The organism is Streptomyces celluloflavus (assembly GCA_000720995.1).
GTDB lineage: Bacteria > Actinomycetota > Actinomycetes > Streptomycetales > Streptomycetaceae > Streptomyces > Streptomyces celluloflavus.
The window spans coordinates 58,180-79,636 of the sequence record JOEL01000025.1; the positions used below are offsets into that span (position 1 = coordinate 58,180).

Sequence of the window (21,457 nt, forward strand, 5' to 3'; positions counted from 1 at the left end):
GACGCCTGGTGGCCGAACTCACATTCCGTATCTCGCAGATCTCACAGCTCAGACGAAGTTCAGCGCATCGCGGCCGAGGGGCGGTACGAGCCCCTCGGCCGCGGCGCGGGTGAGCAGCCCGCGCACCGCGGCGTAGCCGTCCTCGCCGAGGTCGGCGGTGAACTCGTTGACGTACAGCCCGATGTGCTGGTCGGCGACGGCCGGATCCATCTCTTGGGCGTGCGCCAGCACATACGGCCGGGAGACCTCGGGGTCGTCCCAGGCCAGCTGCACGGAGGCGCGGATGGCCGCGGCGAGCGCGTGCAGCATCGGCTCGCCCAGCGACCGCTTGGCGATGATCGCGCCGAGCGGGATCGGCAGCCCGGTGGTGTCCTCCCAGTGCTCGCCCATATCGGCGAGGCAGGCCAGCCCGTAGTCCCGGTAGGTGAAGCGCGCCTCGTGGATGACCAGGCCCGCGTCCACCTTGCCGTCCCGCACGGCCGGCATGATCTCGTGGAACGGCAGCACGACGATCTCGCCGACGCCGCCCGGCACCTCCGTGGCCGCCCAGAGCCGGAACAGCAGATACGCGGTGGACCGCTCACTGGGCACCGCCACCGTCCGGCCCGTCAGATCCGCGGCCGTACCGCCCTCCCGGGTCAGCACCAGCGGACCGCAGCCGCGCCCCAGCGCCCCGCCGCACGGCAGCAGCGTGTACTCCTCCAGCACCCACGGCAGCACCGCGTACGACACCTTCAGCACATCGAACTCACCGCGCTCGGCCATGCCGTTGGTGATGTCGATATCGGCGAAGGTGACGTCCAGCTCCGGCGCGCCCGGGACGCGGCCGTGCGCCATGGCGTCGAAGACGAAGGTGTCGTTCGGGCACGGCGAGTACGCGATGTTCAGCGGCCGGGTCACGGGGTCCTCCTCGCGGACGGTGCCGGTTGCGGAGCCGGTGCGGCCCCAAGGGAAGTGGTGGCGCGCAGCGCGCCGGGCAGTGCGCCGAAGACGGCGGTCAGGGCGGTGAGCGCGGGGCCGATCCGCCAGGCGGCGCGGTCCCGGGGGCCGACGGCGTTGGAGACCGTACGGATCTCCAGCACCGGCACGCCGTGCGCGGCGGCCGCCTCGGCGACCCCGAACCCCTCCATCGCCTCGGCCAGCGCACCGGGGTGACGGGCCGCCAGCTGGGCGGCCCGCCCGGCGCTGCCGGTGACCGTCGAGACGGTCAGGACCGGGCCGGCCTGGGCACCGGCCGCCGCGGCGACGGCCCGGACGAGCGCGGGATCGGGGTGGTGCGCCACGGTCCCGAAGCCGAGTTCGGTGACCGGGGTGAATCCTTCGGGGGTCTCGGCGCCCAGGTCGGCGGCGACGATCGCGTCCGCGACGACCACGGAGCCCAGCGGCGCGCCGGGGGCGAAACCGCCGCCGATACCGGCCGAGACGACCAGGTCGCAGGGTTCGCCGGTGAGCGCGGCGGCGGTCAGCGCGGTCGCCGTGGCGGCGGCCGCGGCGGCCGGGCCGACACCGGCCGCGAGCGCGTCGAGCGCCACCGGGGCCGGGCCGGGGGAGTGGTCCACGGGCGGGACGGGGCGGTGCAGGGCGTATCCGCCGGGCAGCCGCTCGGCGGTGTACGGCCCCGCGGCGGCGCACACCGCGTCCCGCTCGGCGGCCACCGCCGTGACCACGAGGACGCGCAGTGGCCGCATCAGACGGCCCGCCCGGCGCCCGGCCGCGCCCCGGTCCCGGTCAGAGGGATCAGTCCTTCTGCTTCAGCGTGAAGTGCCACATGGTCGTGGGGCCCTCGCCCGCGCCCATCTCGGCGACCTGGAGGGTGATCTCCTTGACGTACGTGGTCTGGCCGGTCTGCGGGTCCTGCTTGGCGAAGAGGGTCTCCGCGTCGAAGCTGCGGTACGTCTCCTTGCTGGCCTCGCGCATGACGGGGCCGCCGCCGATGACGATCCAGCCGGACTTCGCGACCGACGGATCCACGCCGACGCGGACCTTCTCACCGGGCCGCACGGTGATCGTCTCGCCGCCCTTCTTGGTGACACAGGTCTCGATGGTCTTCTTGTCGAGGACCTTGCCGTCACCGTCGCAGCCGGGGGTGGCCTCGGCCGTCACCGTCGTGGTGCCGGCCGTCACGGTGGCGAGCGCGGTCGGCTTCTCACAGGCGGAGAGGGTGATGAGGCCCAGGGAAACGGCACCGATGGCGGCAGCGGCGCGGCGGCCCTTGCCCCAGGAGATCAACGCAGCGGTCATACGGGCAGGCTATCGGGCGCCCCGGCCCGCGCCACGCCCGGGTACGGCGTGCCGCGCCGCACCCCGGCTCACACCACCCGCGGAGCCTGTCTGCCGCCCCGCCGCGCCACGTCCAGCAGCCCCCGGACCGCCGCGATCGTGCCGACCGCCACCAGGCACGCGGCCACCGCCATGCCCAGCATGCCGATCAGCGGCAGCGCGATCCCGATGGCGCCGCCGATCACCCACGACATCTGCAGCACCGTCTCGGACCGGGCGAACGCGGAGGTACGGACCTCCTCCGGCACATCGCGCTGAATCATCGCGTCCAGCGACAGCTTCGCCAGCGCCTGGCAGAGGCCGGCGGCGGCCGCCGCGGCCGTCACCACGATGATCGCCAGCACGTTGTAGAAGACCGCCGCGAGCACCGTCGCGCAGAGCGCCAGCCCCAGCATCGCCGCGATGATCGTCTCCGGGCCGCGCGCCTTCAGCCACGCGCCGACCGCCGTACCCAGCGCGTTGCCGCCGCCGGCGGCGACCGCGACCAGCCCGAGCGAGGTGGCCGGGCCGAGACCGCCCAGCGGGTGCTCGCGCAGCATGAAGGCCAGGAAGAAGGTCAGGAAACCGGAGAGCGACCGCAGCGCGGCATTGGCCTGGAGACCGTGCAGCACCGACGGGCCGACCGTCCGCAGCCCCGGCCGCCGCGGGCCGGCCGTCGCCCCGCCGTCCCGGGACGTCAGCCGGGCCCGGCGCTCGCCCTTGGCCGAGTCGACCTTGTGCGGCAGCGAGAACGACAGGAACGTACCGAGCGTGAACACCACGAACGCGCCGTACAGCGGCCAGCTCGGCCCGATCAGATGCAGCCCGGCACCCACCGGCGCCGCCGCGCCGGTCGCCAGCAGCCCGGCGAGCGTCACCCGCGAATTGGCCTTCACCAGCGAGATCCGCGGCGGCAGCAGCCGGGGCACCACCGCGCTGCGGACCACGCCGTACGCCTTCGACGCCACCAGCACGCCCAGCGCCGCCGGATAGAGCTCCAGACCGCCGCCCGCGACCGCGCCGGACATCATCAGCGCCAGCAGCGCCCGCGCCAGCATCGCGCAGCCCATCGCCGCCCGCCGGCCGTGCGGCACCCGGTCGAGCAGCGGCCCGATGATGGGCGCGAGCAGGGCGAACGGTGCCAGCGTCACCGCCAGATAGAGCGCCACCCGGCCCCGCGCCTGGTCCGTCGGCACCGAGAAGAACACCGTCGAGGCCAGCGCGATCGTGATCATCATGTCGCCCGCGGAGTTCACCGCGTGCAGCTCGATCAGCTTGCCCAGGCCCGACTCGCCCGCGCCCTGCGCATGGGTCGCGCGCCGTACGCCGCGGCCCGCGCGGGTGAACGGCCAGCGCAGCGCACGTCCGGCCGCCCGGCCCGCCCGGCGGACCCGATTGCCTGCATCCCCGCCTCCGGTCGAGGCACGCGACACCCTCGGGGTCTTCCGCACCTTCGACGCCTTCGCGGCAGCCACCCCGCCATAGTGCCCCAACTCGCCCAGGAGAGGGCGGTTTCTCCGGCGCCGCGCGCGGAGCACACCGGGCCGCGACGGCGGGCGGCGACTTTTGCCGCTCCCGCCGAGGGGCCGTCCGCTAAGGAAGGGGTAGCGTGTGTAGCGCGCCACCGGCGGTCTTTTTGGCCGCGCGCCTTTACGCGATCCCGCAGAATGGGTCGTAAGAGGTGCGCTCGACCGAAACGACCGGGCGCGGACGTCGACGCGGTCCCCTGGTCCGCTCCGCCCGCCCCGGCCCCGCCGGTCGTCCGGACAGGACAGGACAGCTCCGGCTGGCGCACTCGTGAGACGGCGTGGAAGAGAGAATCGATTCTTGTGAGTGCTGCGATGCGAAGCCGTACCCCCGACCGCCTGTGCGCCGAGGCGGTCGACCTTGCCCGAGCGGCGGCGGAGGAGACCGCCCTGCCGGGGATGGTCGGCGAGTACATCGATGCCGTCGCCGACGGAGACCGCGTCGTCACGCATCTCTTCGCCTGCAACGAACCCGGCTACCGGGGCTGGCGCTGGGCCGTGACGGTGGCACGCGCCTCCCGCGCCAAGCTCGTCACCCTTGACGAGACGGTCCTGCTGCCGGGCCCCGACGCGCTGCTGGCCCCCGAATGGGTGCCCTGGAGCGAACGGCTGCGCCCCGGTGACCTGGGCCCCGGCGATCTGCTGCCCACCGAGGCCGAGGATCTGCGGCTGGAGCCCGGCTACTCCGGCGAGGACGTCCCGCCGCCGAACTCCGTCGTCTCGGAGAGCATCGCCGAGGTGGCCGACGTCGCGGACGTCGAGGACGCGGAGGTCGTCCCGGGCTCGCCCGCCGTCCAGCCCGCCCCCGAGCGGGGCGGTATCGCGGCGGTCGCCGAGGAGCTCGGTATGCGCCGCGCCCGGGTCCTGTCGCGCTACGGCCTGCACATCGCCGCGGACCGCTGGGAAGAGGCGTACGGCGCCAAGACCCCGATGGCTCAGGCGGCTCCCGCCACCTGTATGACCTGCGGTTTCCTCGCTCCGCTCGGCGGCTCCCTGCGCCAGGCGTTCGGCGTCTGTGCGAACGAGTTCGCCCCGGCGGACGGCCGGGTCGTCTCCCTGGACTACGGCTGCGGCGGGCACTCGGAGGCCGCCGTCATGCCGAAGCCGCCGCGGCGGGCCGCGCCGGTGGTGGACGAGACGGTGGTCGACGCGCTGTCGCTGCGGCCGGAGCGGGATGGTGGGTCGGTGGAGGAGTCGGGGCCGGCCGAGGAGCTCGGCCACAGCTAGTCGCGGGCCCAGCTGGTCGCGGGCCCAGCTGGTCGCGGGCCAGCTGGTCGCGGGCCCAGCTGGTCGCTGGGGGACTCTTCCCACGTTTTCGGGTGATCCGCCGTGGTGTGCGGTGGGCGAGGGCCGCCTGTGTTTTCGGGTGAGCCGCCGTGCCTTTGCGCTGCGCGGGGTGTCGCCTGTGTTTTCGGGTGATCTGTCGGTGATCCGTCGTGCCCTGGCGGGTGTGTGAGGGTGCGCCACGTTGTCGGGTGGCCCGTCGTGCCTGGTTTTCCGCCTGGGGTGCGGGCCGCGTTTTCGGGTGGCGCCGCCGTGCCTGGATTTCCGCCTGCGGCGGGAGGGGTGGGGCCGGCGGCGGGGGCCAGGTGTGCGTCGTGGTGCCGGGGGTGGGCCGGTGGGGTCTGTGTGGGGACGTAAAGCGAAGCAGTCCCCACACAGACCCCACCGGCCCACCCCCTTCCGGTCGGTTGGCGGCCTCCGCCCGGGTGGGGGTGGCGGAGAGAAGCGGGTGGGGTGGCGGGGAAAAGTGGGTGTGGGGGTGGGAAAAGAGTCACCGGTGTGGTCACGGGGTGGTGCTCGGCGGTGTGCGGGGGCGTGGGGCGATACGGTCGGGGACCGATCGAGTCAAGGGAGATCCACACAGTGACCGGTACGTCGATGGTGCGAGGCGCGGCCGAAGGGGCGGACCCGTTCGGGACGGGGCGACTGCGGCGTGGCGTGCTGGATGCCTGGGCCACCTCGCCGGCCCGGTTCCGGGAGGACGCCAACGCCGAGGAGGATCTCGCGCTCGGCGGCTACCGGGATCGGCTCGCGGTGGAGCTGGCGCAGAACGCGGCGGACGCGGCGGCCCGCGCCGGAGTTCCCGGCCGCCTGCGGCTGACCCTGCATCCCGCCGACGGGACCGAGCCCGCCGTCCTCGTGGCGTCCAACACCGGCGCCCCGCTGGACGCCACCGGCGTCGAGTCGCTGTCGACGCTGCGCGCCTCCGCGAAGCGGGAGAGCAGCGCGGCGGCCGGTGCGGTCGGCCGGTTCGGGGTCGGGTTCGCCGCGGTGCTGGCCGTCAGCGACGAACCGGCCCTGGTGGGACGTACCGGCGGCGTCCGCTGGTCGCTCGCCGAGGCCCGCACGCTGGCGAAGGAGGTGGCCGCGCACAGCCCCGGTCTCGGTGGCGAACTGCGCCGCCGAGACGAGCACGTACCGCTGCTGCGGCTGCCGTTGCCCGCGGAGGGCGGCGCGCCCGAGGGGTACGACACCGCCGTGGTGCTGCCGCTGCGGGACGGTGCGGCGCAGGATCTCGTCGAGCGGCTGCTGGCCGGGATCGACGCGGCGCTGCTGCTGACGCTGCCGGGGCTGGCCGAGGTGGTCGTCGAGACGCCGGAGGGCGTACGGGAGTTGAGGCGGCGTCGGGACGGCGAGTACGTCCTGATCGAGGACAGTGAGCGGGGCGCCACCCGCTGGCGGGTGGCCGGGGCGGGCGGGCCGCTGGCGGCGGAGCTGCTCGCCGACCGGCCGGTCGAGGAGCGGCTGCGGCCGGTCTGGTCGGTGACCTGGGCGGTGCCGGTGGACGCCGAGGGCGCGCCGGTGCGGCCGGGGACGGCGCCGGTGGTGCACGCGCCGACACCGACGGACGAACCGCTGGGGCTGCCCGCGCTGTTGATCGCCTCGTTCCCGCTGGAGCCGACCCGGCGCCATGTGGCCCCCGGGCCGCTGACCGACTTCCTGGTGGCACGGGCGGCCGAGACGTACGCATCGCTGCTGGGCGACTGGCAGCCGGTATCGACCGGCACGCTGGACCTGGTCCCGGGGCCGCTGGGCAAGGGCGGTCTCGACGGTGAGCTCCGCCGCCAGGTGCTGGAACTGCTGCCGCGGGTGCGCTTCCTGCCCAGCGCGGGCACACCGGACGAGGGCGGGGCGGGGGCGCCGGCCGGTGCCGAGTGGGACGGCGGCGAGGCCGACGCGGAGCGGTTCGTGCTGCGGCCGGTGGACGCCGAGGTGCTGGAGGGCGCGGGGGCGGCGACGGCCGGGGTGCTGGCCGAGCTGTTTCCGAGCCTGCTGCCGGCGGGGCTCGAACGGCGGCCCGAGCTGCGGGCGCTGGGGGTGGCCCGGGTGCCGCTCGGCGAGATGATCGACCGGCTGGCGGGCGTCGAGCGGCCGCCCGGCTGGTGGTGGCGGCTCTACGACGCGCTGGCCGGTACCGACCCGGACCGGCTGAGCGGACTGCCGGTGCCGCTGGCGGGCCCGTCCGGGCGGGGACCCGGCGGCGCGGCCGGGAGCGCGCGGACGACGATCGGGCCGCGCCAGGTGCTGCTGCCGCTGACCGGCGGCGCCGCGGACGAGGACGCGGCGGCGCGGCACCGCACCCTCGCCCGGCTCGGGCTGAAGGTCGCCCATCCGGACGCGGTGCACCCGCTGCTGGAGAAGCTCGGCGCCACCCCGGCCGCACCGCGCGCGGTGCTGTCGACCCCGCAGGTCCGGGCGGCCGTGGCGAACTCCCTGGACGCGGACGAGGACGCGTACGACGTCTTCGCCGACGAGATGGCCGCGGGCGGGCCGGGGGCGCCGCTGGATGCGGACGCGTTGGCGGAGACGGTGCTCGCGCTGGTCCGGGACGCGAATCTGGCACCGGGGGACGAGCCGTGGCTCGGCGCCCTCGCGCTGCCGGACGAGGACGGTGAGCTGGCCCCGGCGGGCGAACTGGTCTTCCCGGGGAGCGACTTCGAGGCGGTCATCCGTGCGGGTGAACTCGCGGCGTGTGACGCCGAGTTGGCGGAGCGGTGGGGTGAACAGCCGCTGACGGCCGTCGGTGTGCAGGCCGCCTTCGCGCTGGTGCGGGCCACCGACGTGGTGCTCGACCCGGACGAGCTGGAGCCACGGGAGGGGGACTTCGCCGAACCGGACGACGCCGGACTGCTGGACGCGGTGGACGTGTGGTGCGAGGACCTCCTCGACGCGCTGCCGGACACCCCGGTGCCGCCGGTGGTGACCGAGCTGGTGGCGGTGCGCGATCTGGACCTGGTCGACGACGACGCCTGGCCGCGGGTGCTCGCGATGCTCGCGCAGCCCCCGCTGCGCGATGCGCTGACCGCGCCGGTGCGGGTGCTGCTGCCGGACGGCACCACCGAGTCCGTACGGCCGTACACCGCCTGGTGGCTGCGCGGGCACCCGGTGCTGGACGGGCGGCGGCCCGCGGGGCTGCGGTCGGCCGGCGGCGATCCGCTGCTGGCCGGTCTCTACGAGTCCGCGGACGCCGGTGAGGTCGATGCGCAGGTGCTGCGCGCGCTCGGCGTGCGGACCTCGGTCGCGGCGCTGCTGGCGGAGCCGGGCGGTGCGGCGGAGCTGCTGGGGCGGCTGGCCGATCCGGAGCTGCCGGTACACACCCAGCAACTGCACGCGCTCTACGGCGAGTTGGCGGAGCTGGACCCCGACGAGGTGACGCTGCCCGACGCATTGCGGGTCGTGGTGGACGGCGCGGTCCGGGTGGTGGACGCGGCGGACGCGGTGGTCGCCGACGCACCGGATCTGATGCCGCTGGCGGCGCGGACACCGCTGCTGCCGGTGCGGCCGGCGCGGGCCGCGGAGCTGGCGGAGCTGCTCCAAGTGCGGCGGCTGAGCGAGACCGTCGGTGCCGAGGTGCGCTCCACGGGCGTCCGGCACGAGGTGCCGCAGGCGGTGCGGACGCTGCTCGGCGCCGGTACGCCGGACGCGTACGTGGAGCACGAGGAACTGCTCGTCGGCGCGGACGAGGCCGAGCTGGACTGGCGGTGGACGCCGGACGGCACCCTGCACGCCGCGACGCTGGAGGGGGTCGCGGCGGGGCTGGCCTGGGCGGCGGGGCAGTGGCCGCGCCGGTTCGAGGTCGCGGCGCTGCTGGCGGAGCCGGACCGCGGTGACGAGCTGGCGCGGGCGCGCTGGTTCGACTGACGGCCCGGCGGAGCCGTCCGGCCCGGCGCAGCGGCCGGGCCGGACGGGCGGTCAGCCGGTGCGGACCTTCCTGGCGATGCCCCAGACGGCGGCGATGACGGCGAGGACGGCGGCGATGGCGAGCAGCGGCCACCACCAGCTGCCGCCGCCGCTGCCGCTCCCGTAGGAGCCGCCGGAGTGGTGGTGGTAGACGTGATGGGACGAGCGGCCCAGCAGCTCGTACGTCAGGTTCCCCGTGTTGAATGCCATGGGCATGGACCCTAAGGCGAGTTACCGGAAGACGCCATCGCCGGCCGCCGTACCGCCGGGCGTGGGCGGGGACGGCCGGCGGCGGGTCAGGCGCCGGTGGCCGGGTGGTGCGGCGGTGCGGCCGAACCGCGCACCACGAGCTGCAGCGGCAGCACCTTGCGCAGGTTGCCGCCGTTGCCGGCCATCCGGGCGGTGAGCGCGTCCAGGGCGGCCGCGGCGAGTTCCGCGGTGGGCTGTTCGAGGGTGGTGAGCTTGGGGCGCAGCCACTGGCCGACCCGGATGCCGTCGCAGGCCACCAGCGACAGGTCGTCGGGGATGCGCAGCCCGTGCAGTTCGGCGGCGGCGAGCATGCCGACCGCGGCGATGTCGCTGCCGACGAACACCGCGGTCGGCGCGGAGCCGGCGCGGTGCAGATACGGGAAGGTGCTGGCGCCGAACTGCTCGGTGTACGGCCCGTGCAGCACCAGTTGGGCGGTCGGGTCGAGACCGGCGTCGCGGATCGCGTCGAGATAGCCGCGCTTGCGCTCCTGGGTGGTGGAGAGCTCCTCGGGGCCCGCCACATGCGCGATGGCGCGGTGGCCGAGCTGGACGAGGTACGAGGTCGCCTGGTAGGCGCCGCCGTAGTTGTCGACCGTGATGGTGTCGACCTCGCGGCCGTCGGCGAGGTCGAGCTCCTCGTCCATGATGACGACCGGCAGGCCCTCGTCGATGGCCCGGTCGACGTCCTCGTTGGTGCGCCGCATCCCGACGTAGATGAGCCCCTCGACGGAGTGCGCGGCGGACAGCAGCCGGTGCAGTCGGGCGGCGCGTTCGGCGTGCCGGCCGCTGACGCCGAGCAGCAGCGGGATGTCGCGGGCCGCGGCGGCCGCCGCGAAGGCGTCCGCGAGCTGTGCGAAGAACGGGTTGACCAGGTCCGGCAGCACCAGCGAGACCAGACCGGTGCCGGTCGTGGCGGGTGCGGCGGGCGGGGGCGTGGGCGGGTGGTAGCCGAGCTCGTTCACCGCGGCGTCGATCCGTGCGGCCGTCACCGGCTGGACGTTGAGCTGGCCGCGCAGATAGCGCGACACGGTGGAGGCGGATACGCCCGCGTGTTGCGCAACGCGGGTCAACGTCATCTGCGGCTCCTTCTGGCGGCTGTCCCACATCCCGGCGAACCGGGCGTGTTCCCGCACGTGGCGGGCGTTGTCGAGCATACCGCCGCAGGGCGGGCCGGACGGGGAAGGGCCGGTGCGGAGGGCCGATTCGGCCGGTCCCGGGTGGTTTCCCGGGGGTATTGACAGTTTCTCCGGGCCGTGGATACCTTGCGTGCGCAAGTTGCGCAATGAATTGCGCAAAAGTCTCGAAGCTTCTCCTCAAGGAGGTGCCCCATGGCCCGCGTGCTGCTCGCCGGGGAGTCCTGGATCAACGCCGTCACCGACTACAAGGGCTTTGACGCCTTCCCGCACACCCGGCTGGAGATCGGCTGCGAGCGGCTGGTGCAGGCGCTGACGGCGGCCGGACACGACGTCGTACACATGCCGTCGCACGCGGTGGCCACCGATTTCCCGGAGACCGAGGAGAAGCTCGCGGCGTACGACGTCGTGCTGCTCTCGGACGTCGGCGCGAACACCCTGCTGCTGCCGCCGGTGGTCTTCAACCAGGGCCGGCCGTTCCCCAACCGCCTCAAGGTTCTTGCGCAATGGGTGCGCAACGGCGGTGGCCTCATGATGGCCGGCGGCTACCTCAGCTTCCAGGGCTTCCAGGCCAAGGCGAACTACCACGGCACCGCCGTCGAGGACGTGCTGCCGGTCTCGATCCTCCCGTACGACGACCGGGTCGAGACCCCCGAGGGCATCGGCGGCGAACTCACCGCCGAGCGCCACCCGGTCACCGCCGGCCTGGACGACCGGTGGCCGATCCTCCTCGGCTACCAGCGGCTGACCGCCAAGGACGACGCCACCGTCCTCGCCACCATCGAGGGCCGCCCGCTGCTCGCGGTGCGCACCGAGGGCGCCGGCCGCACGCTCGCCTTCGCCTCGGACATCTCGCCGCACTGGGCGCCCCGCGAGTTCCTCGACTGGGACGGCTACCAGCGGCTCTTCGACCAGGCCGTGACCTGGCTCGCAGACAGCTCGGCCCCCGCGGGCCGAGACTGAGGGGACGCTGACCCGCGCCCCTGCGGAACACCCGGTTCCTCCCATCAATGACGATGAAAGGCACGGTCGGACAGTGAAGCGCAGCCCCGCGGCGGATCCCGGATCCCGCCGCCCCGCAGAACCGGCCGGAGCCCGCGGCTCCGGCACCCCCGACGGCGGCGGCCCGGCCGTACGCCCGGAGACCAGCAGCGCGGCCCGTGGCACCGCCACCGCGCTGCTCGTCCTGGCCACGGTGCTCGCCGGCACCCTCGGCCCGATGCAGTCGGCCGTCAACGGCCAGCTCGGTCAGCATCTCGGCGACGGCCACGCCGCCGCCCTGATCTCCTTCGGCACCGGCCTCGTCCTGATGGTCGTCATCGTCGGAGCCCGGCCCGCCACCCGTAAGGCCGCGCTGGCCATCCCCGGCCAGGTCCGCGCCGGGACCCTGCCCTGGTGGAACTACCTCGCGGGTCTGTGCGGCGCGGTCATCGTGCTCTCCGAAGGCGTCACCGTCGGTGCCCTGGGCGTCGCCACCTTCCAGATCTCGCTGATCTGCGGTCTGATCGTCTCCGGCATCGTCTGCGACCGGCTGGGCGTCACCACCGCCACCAAGCAGCCGCTGACCCTGCCGCGGACCGGCGGCGCGGTGCTCGCGATCGTCGCCACCGTCGTGGTCATCTCGCCCAGCTTCCAGATGCCGCACATGATCGCGCTGGCCGTCATGCCGTTCGTCGGCGGACTGCTGGCCGGCTGGCAGCCCGCGGGCAACGCCGCGGTCGCCAAGAGCGCCAACTCGATGCTGGTCTCCATCACCTGGAACTTCCTGGTCGGCTTCTGCGCCCTGCTCCTGGCCTACGGCGTCCGCGCGGCCACCACCGGCGTCACCTTCGAGCTGCCGTCCACCTGGTGGATGTACCTCGGCGGTCCGCTCGGCCTGCTGTCGATCGCGCTGATGGCACTGCTGGTGCGCGGTCTGGGCCTGCTGCTGCTGGGCCTCGCGTCCACCGCCGGACAGCTCGTCGGCTCGCTGCTGCTGGACTGGTCGATCCCCTCGCTGGGCCATGCCGTCCACATCGCCACCCTGATCGGCACCCTGATCGCCCTGGTCGCCGCGGGCATCGGGATGATCCCGTCCCGTAAGACCGCGGTGCCCGCCGCCCTGCCGGAACCGGCCGCCGCGGCGCCGGAAGCGAGCCGGTCATGACCGCCACCGCACCGCGGGGGACGGACCCCGCCGCCCCCGCCGTGCAGACCGTCCTCGGCCCGGTCGGCCGGGACGACCTCGGCCTGATCCTCCCGCACGAGCACCTCTTCAACGACCTCTCCGGCGTCCTCGACCCGCCCAGCTACCGCTTCTCCGAGGCGATCGTGGACGCGCCGGTGGCCGCCCCGATCGCCTGGGCGCTGCGCCAGGACCCGTACTGCTGCGCCGACAACATCGCGGACAAGCCGGTCGACGCCGTGGTCGCCGAGATCCGGGCGTTCGCGGCGCTCGGCGGGCGGACCGTCGTGGACGCCACCTCCAGCGCCGCGATCGGCCGCAACCCGCAGCGGCTGCGCGCCGTCGCGGAGCGCACCGGCCTGCACATCGTCATGGGCTGCGGCGCGTACCTGGAGAAGTTCGAGGGCGAACGGATCACCGCGCAGTCGGTCGACGACCAGGCGCGGGCCATCGGCGAGGAACTCACCCACGGCGTCGGCGACACCGGCATCCGGCCCGGCATGATCGGCGAGATCGGGGTCTCCCCGGACTTCACCGACGCCGAACGGGCCTCGGTACGGGCCGCCGCCCTCGCCCAGCTCGCGCACCCGACGGTGGCCCTCAACATCCACCTGCCGGGCTGGCAGCGGCGCGCGCACGAGGTGCTGGACATCGTCCTGACCGAGGTCGGCGTCCGCCCCGAGAAGGTCTCGCTGGCGCATATGGACCCCTCGTCGCAGGACCCCGGCTACCAGCGGTCGGTCGCCGAGCGCGGGGTGCGCCTGGAGTTCGACATGATCGGGATGGACATCACCTTCCCCAAGGAGGGCGTGTCACCGAACCCGGCGGTCACCGCGGACGCCGTCGCGTACCTCATCGAGCAGGGCTACGCCGGCCAGGTGCTGCTCAGCCACGATGTGTTCCTCAAGCAGATGTGGACCCAGCACGGCGGCAACGGCTTCGCGTACGCGCCGACCGTCTTCCTGGAGATGCTGGCCGGGCTGGGGCTCGACCGCACCCTCCTGAAGACGCTGACCCACGACAACCCGGCGGCGCTGCTGACCGCCTGAGGCACCCGGCCCCGTTCTCCGGCCCCGGCTCCCGTTCACTCGGGGGACCGGGGCCGAGGGTTACGCGGGACCGGGGCGCTCAGGCCGGGAACTTCCGGCCCACGAAGCGCCAGACGGCCTCCAGCAGCGCCGCCGCCGCGACCGCGATGCCGACGGCCGTCCACGGCATGGTCGTCCCGACCAGCTTCAGCTCGAAGAAGCTCTGCAGCCAGGGCGTGACGAGGACCACCAGGAACGCCAGCCCCATCGACAGCACCAGGCCGATCCGCCACCAGGAGTAGGGGCGGGCGATGATCGCCAGCACCCACATCGAGGTGAGGAAGAGCGTCAGCGTCGCCGCGCTGGTCTCGGCGGCCAACGCGTCCGGGCCGGTGTAGTAGCTGCGGGCCAGCAGGTAGGTGACGAAGGCGGCGATGCCGGCGATGAGACCGGACGGGATGGCGTACCGCATCACCCGCTTCACGAAGTGCGGTCTGGCGCGCTCGCGGTTGGGCGCCAGCGCCAGGAAGAAGGCCGGGATGCCGATGGTCAGGGTCGACAGCAGCGTCAGATGGCGGGGCAGGTACGGGTAGGGGATCTGCCAGCAGGCCACCAGGATCGCCAGCAGGACCGAGTAGACCGTCTTGGTGAGGAAGAGGGTGGCGACCCGGGTGATGTTGCCGATCACCCGGCGGCCCTCGGCGACCACCGACGGCAGCGTGGCGAAGCTGTTGTTGAGCAGCACGATCTGCGCGACGGCGCGGGTGGCCTCGGACCCGGAACCCATCGAGACGCCGATGTCCGCGTCCTTCAGCGCCAGCACGTCGTTGACGCCGTCGCCGGTCATCGCGACGTTGTGGCCGCGCGACTGGAGGGCGGCGACCATGTCCCGCTTCTGCTGCGGGGTGACCCGGCCGAAGACCGCGCCCTGCTCCAGGACCTTGGCCATCTCCTCCTGGTCCGCGGGGAGCCGGCGCGCGTCCACCGGGGCGTCCGCGCCGGGCAGTCCGAGCTGGCCGGCCACCGCGCCCACCGACACCGCGTTGTCACCGGAGATGACCTTGGCCTGGACGCCCTGCTCGGCGAAGTAGCGCAGGGTGTCGGCGGCGTCCGGGCGCAGCCGCTGTTCCAGGACGACCAGCGCGGTGGCCCGTACGTCCCGTCCGACCTCGGGGTCGTCCAGCTCCTTGGCGGAGCGGGCCAGCAGCAGCACCCGCAGGCCCTGGGCGTTGAGCTCGTCGATCTCGGCGAGGGCGGGGTCGCCGGCCGGCAGCAGCACATCGGGGGCGCCGAGCAGCCAGGTGGCGCTCTCGCCGTCCGGGCCGTTCAGGGCGGCGCCGCTGTACTTGCGGGCGGAGGAGAAGGGCAGCGACTCGGTGCAGCGCCAGCCGCCGACCGCGGGGTAGGAGTCGATGATCGCCTGGAGGGAGGGGTTGGGCCGCGGGTCGGACTCGCCGAGCGCGCCCAGTACCTGCTGGACGTAAACCGGGTCGCTGTCGCCCAGCGGCCGCAGCTCGCTGACGTCCATACCGCCCTCGGTGAGGGTGCCGGTCTTGTCCAGGCAGACCACGTCGACCCGGGCCAGCCCCTCGATGGCGGGCAGCTCCTGGACCAGGCACTGCTTGCGGCCGAGCCGGACGACGCCGATCGCGAAGGCGACCGAGGTCAGCAGCACCAGGCCCTCGGGGATCATCGGCACGATGCCGCCGACCATCCGGCGGACGGCCTCGGGGCCGGCCATGTTGAGGGTGAACAGATGGCTGAGGATGAGCCCGATCGCGGTCGGGACCATCATCCATGTCACGTACTTGAGGATCTTGCTGATGCCGGTCCGCAGTTCGGAGTGGACCAGGGTGAAGCGGCTGGCCTCCTCGGCGAGCTGCGCGGCGTACGCCTCCCGGCCGACCTTGGTCGCGGTGAACGCGCCGCCGCCCGCGACGACGAAGCTGCCGGACATCATCGGCTCGCCCGGCTTCTTCACGACCGGGTCGGCCTCGCCGGTCAGCAGCGACTCGTCGATCTCCAGGCTGTCGCTCTCCAGCACCTCGCCGTCGACGATGACCTTGTCGCCCGGCCCGAGCTCGATCACATCGCCGAGCACGACCTCGGAGGTGGCGATCTCGGCGGCCACCCCGTCGCGCCGTACGGTCGGTCTGGCCTCGCCGACGACCGCGAGGCTGTCCAGGGTCTTCTTGGCGCGCAGCTCCTGGATGATGCCGATACCGGTGTTGGCGACGATGACGAAGCCGAACAGGCCGTCCTGGATCGGGCCGACGATCAGGATGATCACGAACAGCACGCCGATGATGGCGTTGAACCGCGTGAAGACGTTGGAGCGGACGATCTCGGCGGTCGAGCGGGACGACCGTACGGGGACGTCGTTGACCTCGCCCCTGGCCACCCGTTCGGCGACCTCGGCGGCGCTCAGCCCGCGATGGGCCGCTTCGACGGCCCCGCAATCGGAGTGCCGGCCCGGTTCGGGTTCCTCGACTTCGGTCTTCGCCCGCTGCGTCATGCTCTCGACGTTACGGGCGGCGCCGGTGATTCACCCGCTGGATATGCACAGATCGGTGGTGGGAGTTCTTACACGGTTCCACGGCAACCCGGGGCGACCGAAAGGCGTCCGGAGCGGTCGGGAGCGGGGCGATACGGCCGGAAGGGGTCGCTTCGGGCGGGGATCAGGAGGGGTCGGCCGCGGCCTTCGCCGCCGCGTCGCGCTTGATCGCGGCGTCGCGCTTGCGGACGTACCAGATACCCAGCAGGCCCAGACCGCCGCCGGCCAGGCAGGTCCACACCCACCGGGTGAGGTCGTGGTCGGCGAACCAGCCGTAGAAGGGGAGCTGGCCGAGGAAGAGCACGAACCAGATGATGGTGCCGCCGGTGATCGTGCCGACGACGGGACCTTCGAGAGGCGCCGGGGCCTCGCGCAGTTCGGACTTCTTCCACATGGGGCTCAGCTTACGGGGGGCGTGCGCCGCGGTTTCGCGCGGTGGCCCCGGGGGCGGTCCCGGGCGGTGGCCGCGGGCGGTGATCCGCCGGGTTGCGGAGGCTGTCCCGCTATGTATCTACGCGCGGAGATAGCGATCATCGTCTTGTTTATTCATACTGAACCTATCCGTATCTGACTGGATTCGCTCGTTGAATCATCCAAACTGATCCGGTTGTTCCTGTTCCGGGCCCACGGGCCCCCGCGCCGCCACCAGGCCCGTCCGACTGAGGTCCCGCATGTCCCCCTCGGCCACCACGCCGGTCGACACTCTCGACAGCCCCGGCCCGAAGCCGCCCAAGAACGGCTTCGACCGCTTCTTCAAGATTTCCGAGCGGGGGTCGACGGTCGGCCGTGAGCTACGCGGCGGTCTGGCGACGTTCTTCGCGATGGCCTACATCATCGTGCTGAACCCGATCATCCTCGGAGCCGGTACGGACAAGTTCGGGCACCACCTCGACAACGGTCAGCTGGTCACCGCCACCGCGCTGATGGCCGGTCTGAGCACCGTCCTGATGGGCGTGATCGGCAACGTCCCGATCGCCATCGCCGCCGGCCTGGGCATCAACGCCGTCGTCTCGCTCCAGCTCGCCCCGAAGATGAGCTGGCCGGACGCGATGGGCATGGTCGTGCTCGCCGGTCTGGTGCTGATGATCCTGGTCGCCTCCGGGCTCCGGCAGCGGGTGATGGACGCCATCCCCAACGGGCTGCGGCGGGCCATCGCGATCGGTATCGGCACGTTCATCTCGCTGATCGGCCTGGTCGACGCGGGCTTCGTGAGCCGTAACCCGGACTCCGCGCACACCACCGTGCCGATGGGCCTGGGCGAGGGCGGTCACCTCAAGGGCTGGCCGGTGCTGGTCTTCGTCCTCGGCCTGGCGCTGATGTTCATCCTGATCGTGCGGAAGACCAAGGGCGCGATCCTGATCGGCATGGTCACCATGGCCGTCGTCGCGATCATCATCAACGCCGTCGCGGTCATCCCGGACGCCGCCTGGGGCCTGGCCGTCCCGAACGTCCCGGAGAAGATCATCGGGGCGCCGGACTTCGGCCTGATCGGCCAGATCAGCCTGTTCGGCGGCTTCAAGGAAGTCGGCGTGCTCACCGGCTGCCTCTTCGTCTTCACCGTCCTGCTCTCCGGCTTCTTCGACGCGATGGGCACCATCATCGGCGTCGGCGAGGAGGCCGGGCTGACCGACAAGGACGGCAACCTGCCGGGCATGGGCCGCATCCTGATGGTGGACGGTTTCGCGGTCGCGGCCGGCGGTGTCGGGTCCGCCTCCGCCAACACCTGCTTCGTGGAGTCCACGGCGGGCGTCGGCGAGGGCGCCCGCACCGGCCTCGCCAACCTGATGACCGGCGGCCTCTTCCTGCTCGCGCTGATCTTCACGCCACTGGCGACCGTCGTCCCCTCGCAGGCCGCCACGCCCGCACTGCTCGTCGTCGGCTTCCTGATCATGTCCGCGAACATCAGGGAGATCGACTGGAGCGACTTCACCGTCGGCATCCCGGCGTTCCTGACGATCATCTCGATGCCGTTCACCTACAGCATCACCAACGGCATCGGCATCGGCGTGCTGGCCTTCATCCTGCTGCGCACCGCGACCGGCCGCTTCCGGCAGATCCCGTGGCTGCTGAACGTCGTCGGCCTCTGCTTCCTCGTCTACTTCCTGCTGGAGCCGATCGAGCAGGTGCTGGGGAACAAGTGACGCGGCGGTGCCGGGTCCCGGCGGCGGAGCGCGCCGCGCCTCATAACGGCGGCGCCGCGCCTCATAACGGCGGCGCCGCGTAGAACCTCGCCGTCTCGTCGACCGACGTCTTGAAGCGTTCGTCGAAATCCTCGCGAATGAGCGTCCGGACCACATAGTCCTGGACGCTCATTCCGCGTTTTGCGGCATGCTGCCGAAGACGCTCCAGCAACTCCCCGTCGACGCGCAGACTGAGCACTACCGATCCCATGGGGACACGGTCCCCGCGCGCCCCGGTCAGGTGTGTCGCTTTCTGCCGCGTCCTCACCCGTACGGATGATCTCGGGGCCCCGCTCCGCACTTTCTTTAGAAAAGGTAATGAGTTATGCTAACAAACATGCCGGAACTGTCCCGCCCCCAGCCTGACGGCCCCGAGGTGCCCCCCGACGACGCCGCCGCGGTGAACGCGCTGCGGTCCGCCGTGATGCGCCTGTCCCGCCGCCTCAAGCACCAGCGGGTCGACGAGTCGCTGAGCCCCACCGAGATGTCGGTGCTCGGCACCCTCGCCCGGTGCGGCCACGCCACCCCCGGCGAACTGGCCCGCAAGGAGCATGTGCAGCCCCCGTCGATGACCCGCATCGTGGCGATGCTGGAGGCCAAGGGGCTGGTCCGGCTGGAGGCGCACGCCGACGACCGCCGGCAGAAGGTCGTCACCCAGACGGAACAGGCCGAGGCGATGCTCGAAGAGAGCCGCCGCAAGCGCAACGCCTGGCTCGCCGAGCTGGCCTCCGGGCTGGACGAGGACGAGTGGGCGAAGGTGCGGGCCGCCGCGCCCGTACTGGAGAAACTCGCACAGTTGTAAACACCCAGGCCGAGGAGGCGAACCCACTTTGAGTACGGGATCCGGAGCACACTCCGCCCCCGCACCGAACTCCCGTCACGACACGGTTTCCGACGACGCGACCGCGACCACCCAGGGCACCGCCCCAGGTGTCGCCGCAGGCCCCGCCGCCACACCGCGCAAGGGCACGTTCAGGTCGCTACGCATCCGCAACTACCGCCTCTTCGCCTCCGGCCAACTGGTGTCCAACACCGGCACCTGGATGCAGCGCATCGCCCAGGACTGGCTGGTGCTCAGCCTCACCGGCTCGTCCACCGCCGTCGGCATCACCACCGCCCTCCAGTTCCTGCCGATGCTGCTCTTCGGCCTCTACGGCGGTGTCATCGCCGACCGGTTCCCCAAGCGCACCCTGCTGCTGATGACCCAGTCCGCCATGGGACTGACCGGCCTGGCGCTCGCCGTGCTCACCCTCACCGGCCATGTGCAGGTCTGGCACGTCTACCTCGTGGCCTTCGTCCTGGGCCTGGTCACCGTCCTCGACAACCCGTCCCGGCAAGCCTTCGTCGTGGAGATGGTCGGCCCGGACGATCTGCGCAACGCCGTCAGCCTCAACTCCGCCAACTTCCAGTCCGCGCGCCTGATCGGGCCCGCCGTCGCCGGTGTGCTGATCGGCGCCTTCGGCAGCGGCTGGGCCTTCCTGCTCAACGGCCTCTCCTTCATCGCCCCCGTCGCGGGACTGCTGATGATGCGCACCGCCGAACTGCACAAGGTGGAGCGAGTACCGCGCAGCAAGGGCCAGTTGAGGGAGGGACTCCGGTACGTCGCGGGGCGTCCCGACCTGATCTGGACGATCGTGCTGGTCGGGTTCATCGGCACCTTCGGCTTCAACTTCCCGATCTGGCTCACCGCGTTCGTCCATCAGGTCTACCACGCGGGCCCCGGCACCTACGCGCTGTTCAACGGCCTGATGGCGGCCGGTTCACTGCTCGGCGCGCTGCTCGCGGCGCGGCGCGCGACCTCCCGGCTGCGGCTGCTGGTCGGCGCGGCGGTCATCTTCGGCGCACTGGAGATCGCGGCCGCGCTGGCGCCGTCCTTCTGGATCTTCGCGGCGCTGCTCGCCCCGATCGGCATGCTCGGCCTGACGGTCAACGTCACCGCCAACTCCAGCGTCCAGCTGGCCACCGACCCCGCGATGCGCGGCCGGGTGATGAGCCTGTTCATGATGGTCTTCATGGGCGGTACGCCGCTGGGCGCGCCGCTGGTCGGCTGGGTCACCGACGCGGCCGGCGCCCGGGTCGGCTTCCTCGCCGGCGGGGTGATCTCCGCGGTGGCCGCGGCCGTCATCGGCCTGGTCCTCGCCCGCGCGGGCGGCCTGCGGCTGAAGATAGACCTGCGCCGCGGCCATCAGCATGTGGCGTTCGTGCCACGGGCGGCCGCACCGGCCACGGACCGGGAACTCGCGACGGTCGCCTGACGGACGCGGGCGGCGGCCGTCGGGCCGCGCGGCGGCACGCCGCCGCGCGGCCCGACGGCGAGACTGTGCGGTATGAGACTCTTCGCCGCCGTCCTGCCGCCCGCGCCCGTCGCCGACGAACTGGCCGCCGAAATGGCGCGGTTGACGTCCCTGCCCGACGCGGGCCGGCTGCGCTGGACCGGCCGGGACGGGTGGCACTTCACGCTCGCCTTCTACGGCACCGTCACCGACGCGGTACTGCCCGACCTGCACGAGCGGCTGGCCCGCGCCGCCCGGCGGCACCCCCCGCACGGGCTGCGGATCGCGGGCGGCGGCCGGTTCGCCGACCGCGTGCTGTGGGCGGGCGCCGAGGGCGACCTGGCCGTCCTGCGGAAACTGGCGGACTCGGCGGCCGCGGCCGGCCGCCGGGCCGGTCTGACGATGGACGAGCGCCGCGCCTGGGCCCCGCATCTCACCCTCGCCAGGAACCGCACCGGCGAACTGCGCCTCGCCCCGTTCGCGGCCGCCCTCGACGGTTTCGCGAGCGAGCCCTGGACGGTCCGGGAACTGGCGCTGGTACGCAGCCACCCGCCCGAGCCGGGCGTCGTGGGCGGGCAGCCGCGGTACGAGACGGTGGCGTCCTGGCCCCTGGGGCACTGACCGCGCGGGCGCCGCCGCCCGGCCCCGGACCGGGCCGCTGAAGTGTGCGGCCCCGGCCCGGTTACGCTCAGAGGGTGGACCCCAAAACCCGTAACCGGATCATGTCCGGCCTGTTCATCGTGCTGCTCGTCGTCGTGATCGTGGCGGCGGCCGTGCGCTGACCGCGCCCCGCCGACGACCGGCAGCGCCCGTCGGCGCCCCGCCCGGCCGTACGGGACGGGCCACCCGGAGACCGGCGAGCGCCCCGGCCGCCCGGCGGCCGGTGGGACCGGCCGCCGGACGCCCC

18 protein-coding genes are annotated in these 21,457 nt (G+C 73.1%); 9 read left to right on the forward strand and 9 right to left on the reverse strand.

Going from position 1 to position 21,457, the window contains the following annotated elements:
• Window positions 1-48: 48 nt before the first annotated feature.
• From IH09_RS22335 to IH09_RS22350, 4 genes are all read right to left on the reverse strand, one after another.
• Entirely contained in the window at window positions 49-900 is an 852-nt protein-coding gene (locus IH09_RS22335) for an MqnA/MqnD/SBP family protein (protein WP_110952503.1), read from the reverse strand.
• On the reverse strand, window positions 897-1,688 hold the full coding sequence (locus IH09_RS22340; protein WP_052859155.1) for a futalosine hydrolase: 792 nt from the start codon (window positions 1,686-1,688) through the stop codon (window positions 897-899). Before IH09_RS22340 ends, IH09_RS22335 begins: the two co-directional genes overlap by 4 nt.
• 49 nt (window positions 1,689-1,737) lie before the next feature.
• Complete coding sequence (locus IH09_RS22345; RefSeq protein WP_052859157.1) at window positions 1,738-2,241, reverse strand: hypothetical protein; 504 nt, start codon at window positions 2,239-2,241, stop codon at window positions 1,738-1,740.
• Window positions 2,242-2,309: 68 nt separating this feature from the next.
• Window positions 2,310-3,692 (reverse strand): MFS transporter, encoded by a 1,383-nt coding sequence (locus IH09_RS22350; protein WP_052859159.1) that lies wholly within the window; start codon window positions 3,690-3,692, stop codon window positions 2,310-2,312.
• A 408-nt stretch (window positions 3,693-4,100) separates the two neighbouring features.
• Here IH09_RS22350 and IH09_RS22355 point away from each other — a divergent pair, with 408 nt between their 5' ends.
• Window positions 4,101-5,012, forward strand: a complete 912-nt coding sequence (locus tag IH09_RS22355) for a DUF3027 domain-containing protein (RefSeq protein ID WP_052859161.1) — start codon at window positions 4,101-4,103, stop codon at window positions 5,010-5,012.
• A 654-nt stretch (window positions 5,013-5,666) separates the two neighbouring features.
• On the forward strand, window positions 5,667-8,930 hold the full coding sequence (locus IH09_RS22360) for a sacsin N-terminal ATP-binding-like domain-containing protein (protein WP_052859232.1): 3,264 nt from the start codon (window positions 5,667-5,669) through the stop codon (window positions 8,928-8,930).
• Window positions 8,931-8,981: 51 nt separating this feature from the next.
• On the opposite strand, the gene IH09_RS22365 is transcribed toward IH09_RS22360, so the two are convergent.
• Window positions 8,982-9,179: a hypothetical protein gene (locus IH09_RS22365; RefSeq protein WP_052859163.1), complete on the reverse strand. Its 198-nt coding sequence runs from the start codon at window positions 9,177-9,179 to the stop codon at window positions 8,982-8,984.
• 86 nt (window positions 9,180-9,265) lie between these two features.
• Window positions 9,266-10,372: a LacI family DNA-binding transcriptional regulator gene (locus IH09_RS22370; protein WP_342636970.1), complete on the reverse strand. Its 1,107-nt coding sequence runs from the start codon at window positions 10,370-10,372 to the stop codon at window positions 9,266-9,268.
• A gap of 174 nt (window positions 10,373-10,546) precedes the next feature.
• On the opposite strand from IH09_RS22370, the gene IH09_RS22375 reads away from it, so the two are divergent.
• From IH09_RS22375 to IH09_RS22385, 3 genes are all read left to right on the forward strand, one after another.
• Window positions 10,547-11,314: a glutamine amidotransferase gene (locus IH09_RS22375; RefSeq protein WP_052859166.1), complete on the forward strand. Its 768-nt coding sequence runs from the start codon at window positions 10,547-10,549 to the stop codon at window positions 11,312-11,314.
• Between the two features lie 73 nt (window positions 11,315-11,387).
• Window positions 11,388-12,497, forward strand: coding sequence for a DMT family transporter (locus tag IH09_RS22380; RefSeq protein WP_242640994.1), 1,110 nt, complete (start codon window positions 11,388-11,390; stop codon window positions 12,495-12,497).
• The gene (locus IH09_RS22385) at window positions 12,494-13,564 is read left to right on the forward strand and encodes a phosphotriesterase family protein (RefSeq protein WP_052859168.1); all 1,071 of its coding nucleotides are present in this window, start codon (window positions 12,494-12,496) and stop codon (window positions 13,562-13,564) included. Before IH09_RS22380 ends, IH09_RS22385 begins: the two co-directional genes overlap by 4 nt.
• A gap of 79 nt (window positions 13,565-13,643) precedes the next feature.
• Here the strand turns inward: IH09_RS22385 and IH09_RS22390 are convergent, their stop codons facing one another.
• A complete protein-coding gene (locus IH09_RS22390; RefSeq protein ID WP_052859169.1) occupies window positions 13,644-16,058 on the reverse strand; it encodes an HAD-IC family P-type ATPase in 2,415 nt (804 codons plus the stop codon).
• A 163-nt stretch (window positions 16,059-16,221) separates the two neighbouring features.
• Window positions 16,222-16,491: a DUF2530 domain-containing protein gene (locus IH09_RS22395; RefSeq protein ID WP_052859171.1), complete on the reverse strand. Its 270-nt coding sequence runs from the start codon at window positions 16,489-16,491 to the stop codon at window positions 16,222-16,224.
• 277 nt (window positions 16,492-16,768) lie between these two features.
• Between IH09_RS22395 and IH09_RS22400 the strand changes: the two genes are divergently transcribed.
• A complete protein-coding gene (locus IH09_RS22400; protein WP_052859174.1) occupies window positions 16,769-18,238 on the forward strand; it encodes an NCS2 family permease in 1,470 nt (489 codons plus the stop codon).
• A 61-nt stretch (window positions 18,239-18,299) separates the two neighbouring features.
• Here the strand turns inward: IH09_RS22400 and IH09_RS22405 are convergent, their stop codons facing one another.
• The gene (locus IH09_RS22405; protein ID WP_052859238.1) at window positions 18,300-18,488 is read right to left on the reverse strand and encodes a ribbon-helix-helix protein, CopG family; all 189 of its coding nucleotides are present in this window, start codon (window positions 18,486-18,488) and stop codon (window positions 18,300-18,302) included.
• A 126-nt stretch (window positions 18,489-18,614) separates the two neighbouring features.
• Between IH09_RS22405 and IH09_RS22410 the strand changes: the two genes are divergently transcribed.
• From IH09_RS22410 to thpR, 3 genes are all read left to right on the forward strand, one after another.
• On the forward strand, window positions 18,615-19,079 hold the full coding sequence (locus IH09_RS22410; protein ID WP_052859176.1) for a MarR family winged helix-turn-helix transcriptional regulator: 465 nt from the start codon (window positions 18,615-18,617) through the stop codon (window positions 19,077-19,079).
• A gap of 28 nt (window positions 19,080-19,107) precedes the next feature.
• Window positions 19,108-20,532: an MFS transporter gene (locus tag IH09_RS22415; protein ID WP_052859178.1), complete on the forward strand. Its 1,425-nt coding sequence runs from the start codon at window positions 19,108-19,110 to the stop codon at window positions 20,530-20,532.
• 72 nt (window positions 20,533-20,604) lie between these two features.
• Entirely contained in the window at window positions 20,605-21,171 is a 567-nt protein-coding gene (thpR, locus tag IH09_RS22420) for an RNA 2',3'-cyclic phosphodiesterase (protein ID WP_052859180.1), read from the forward strand.
• The last annotated feature ends 286 nt before the right edge of the window (window positions 21,172-21,457 follow it).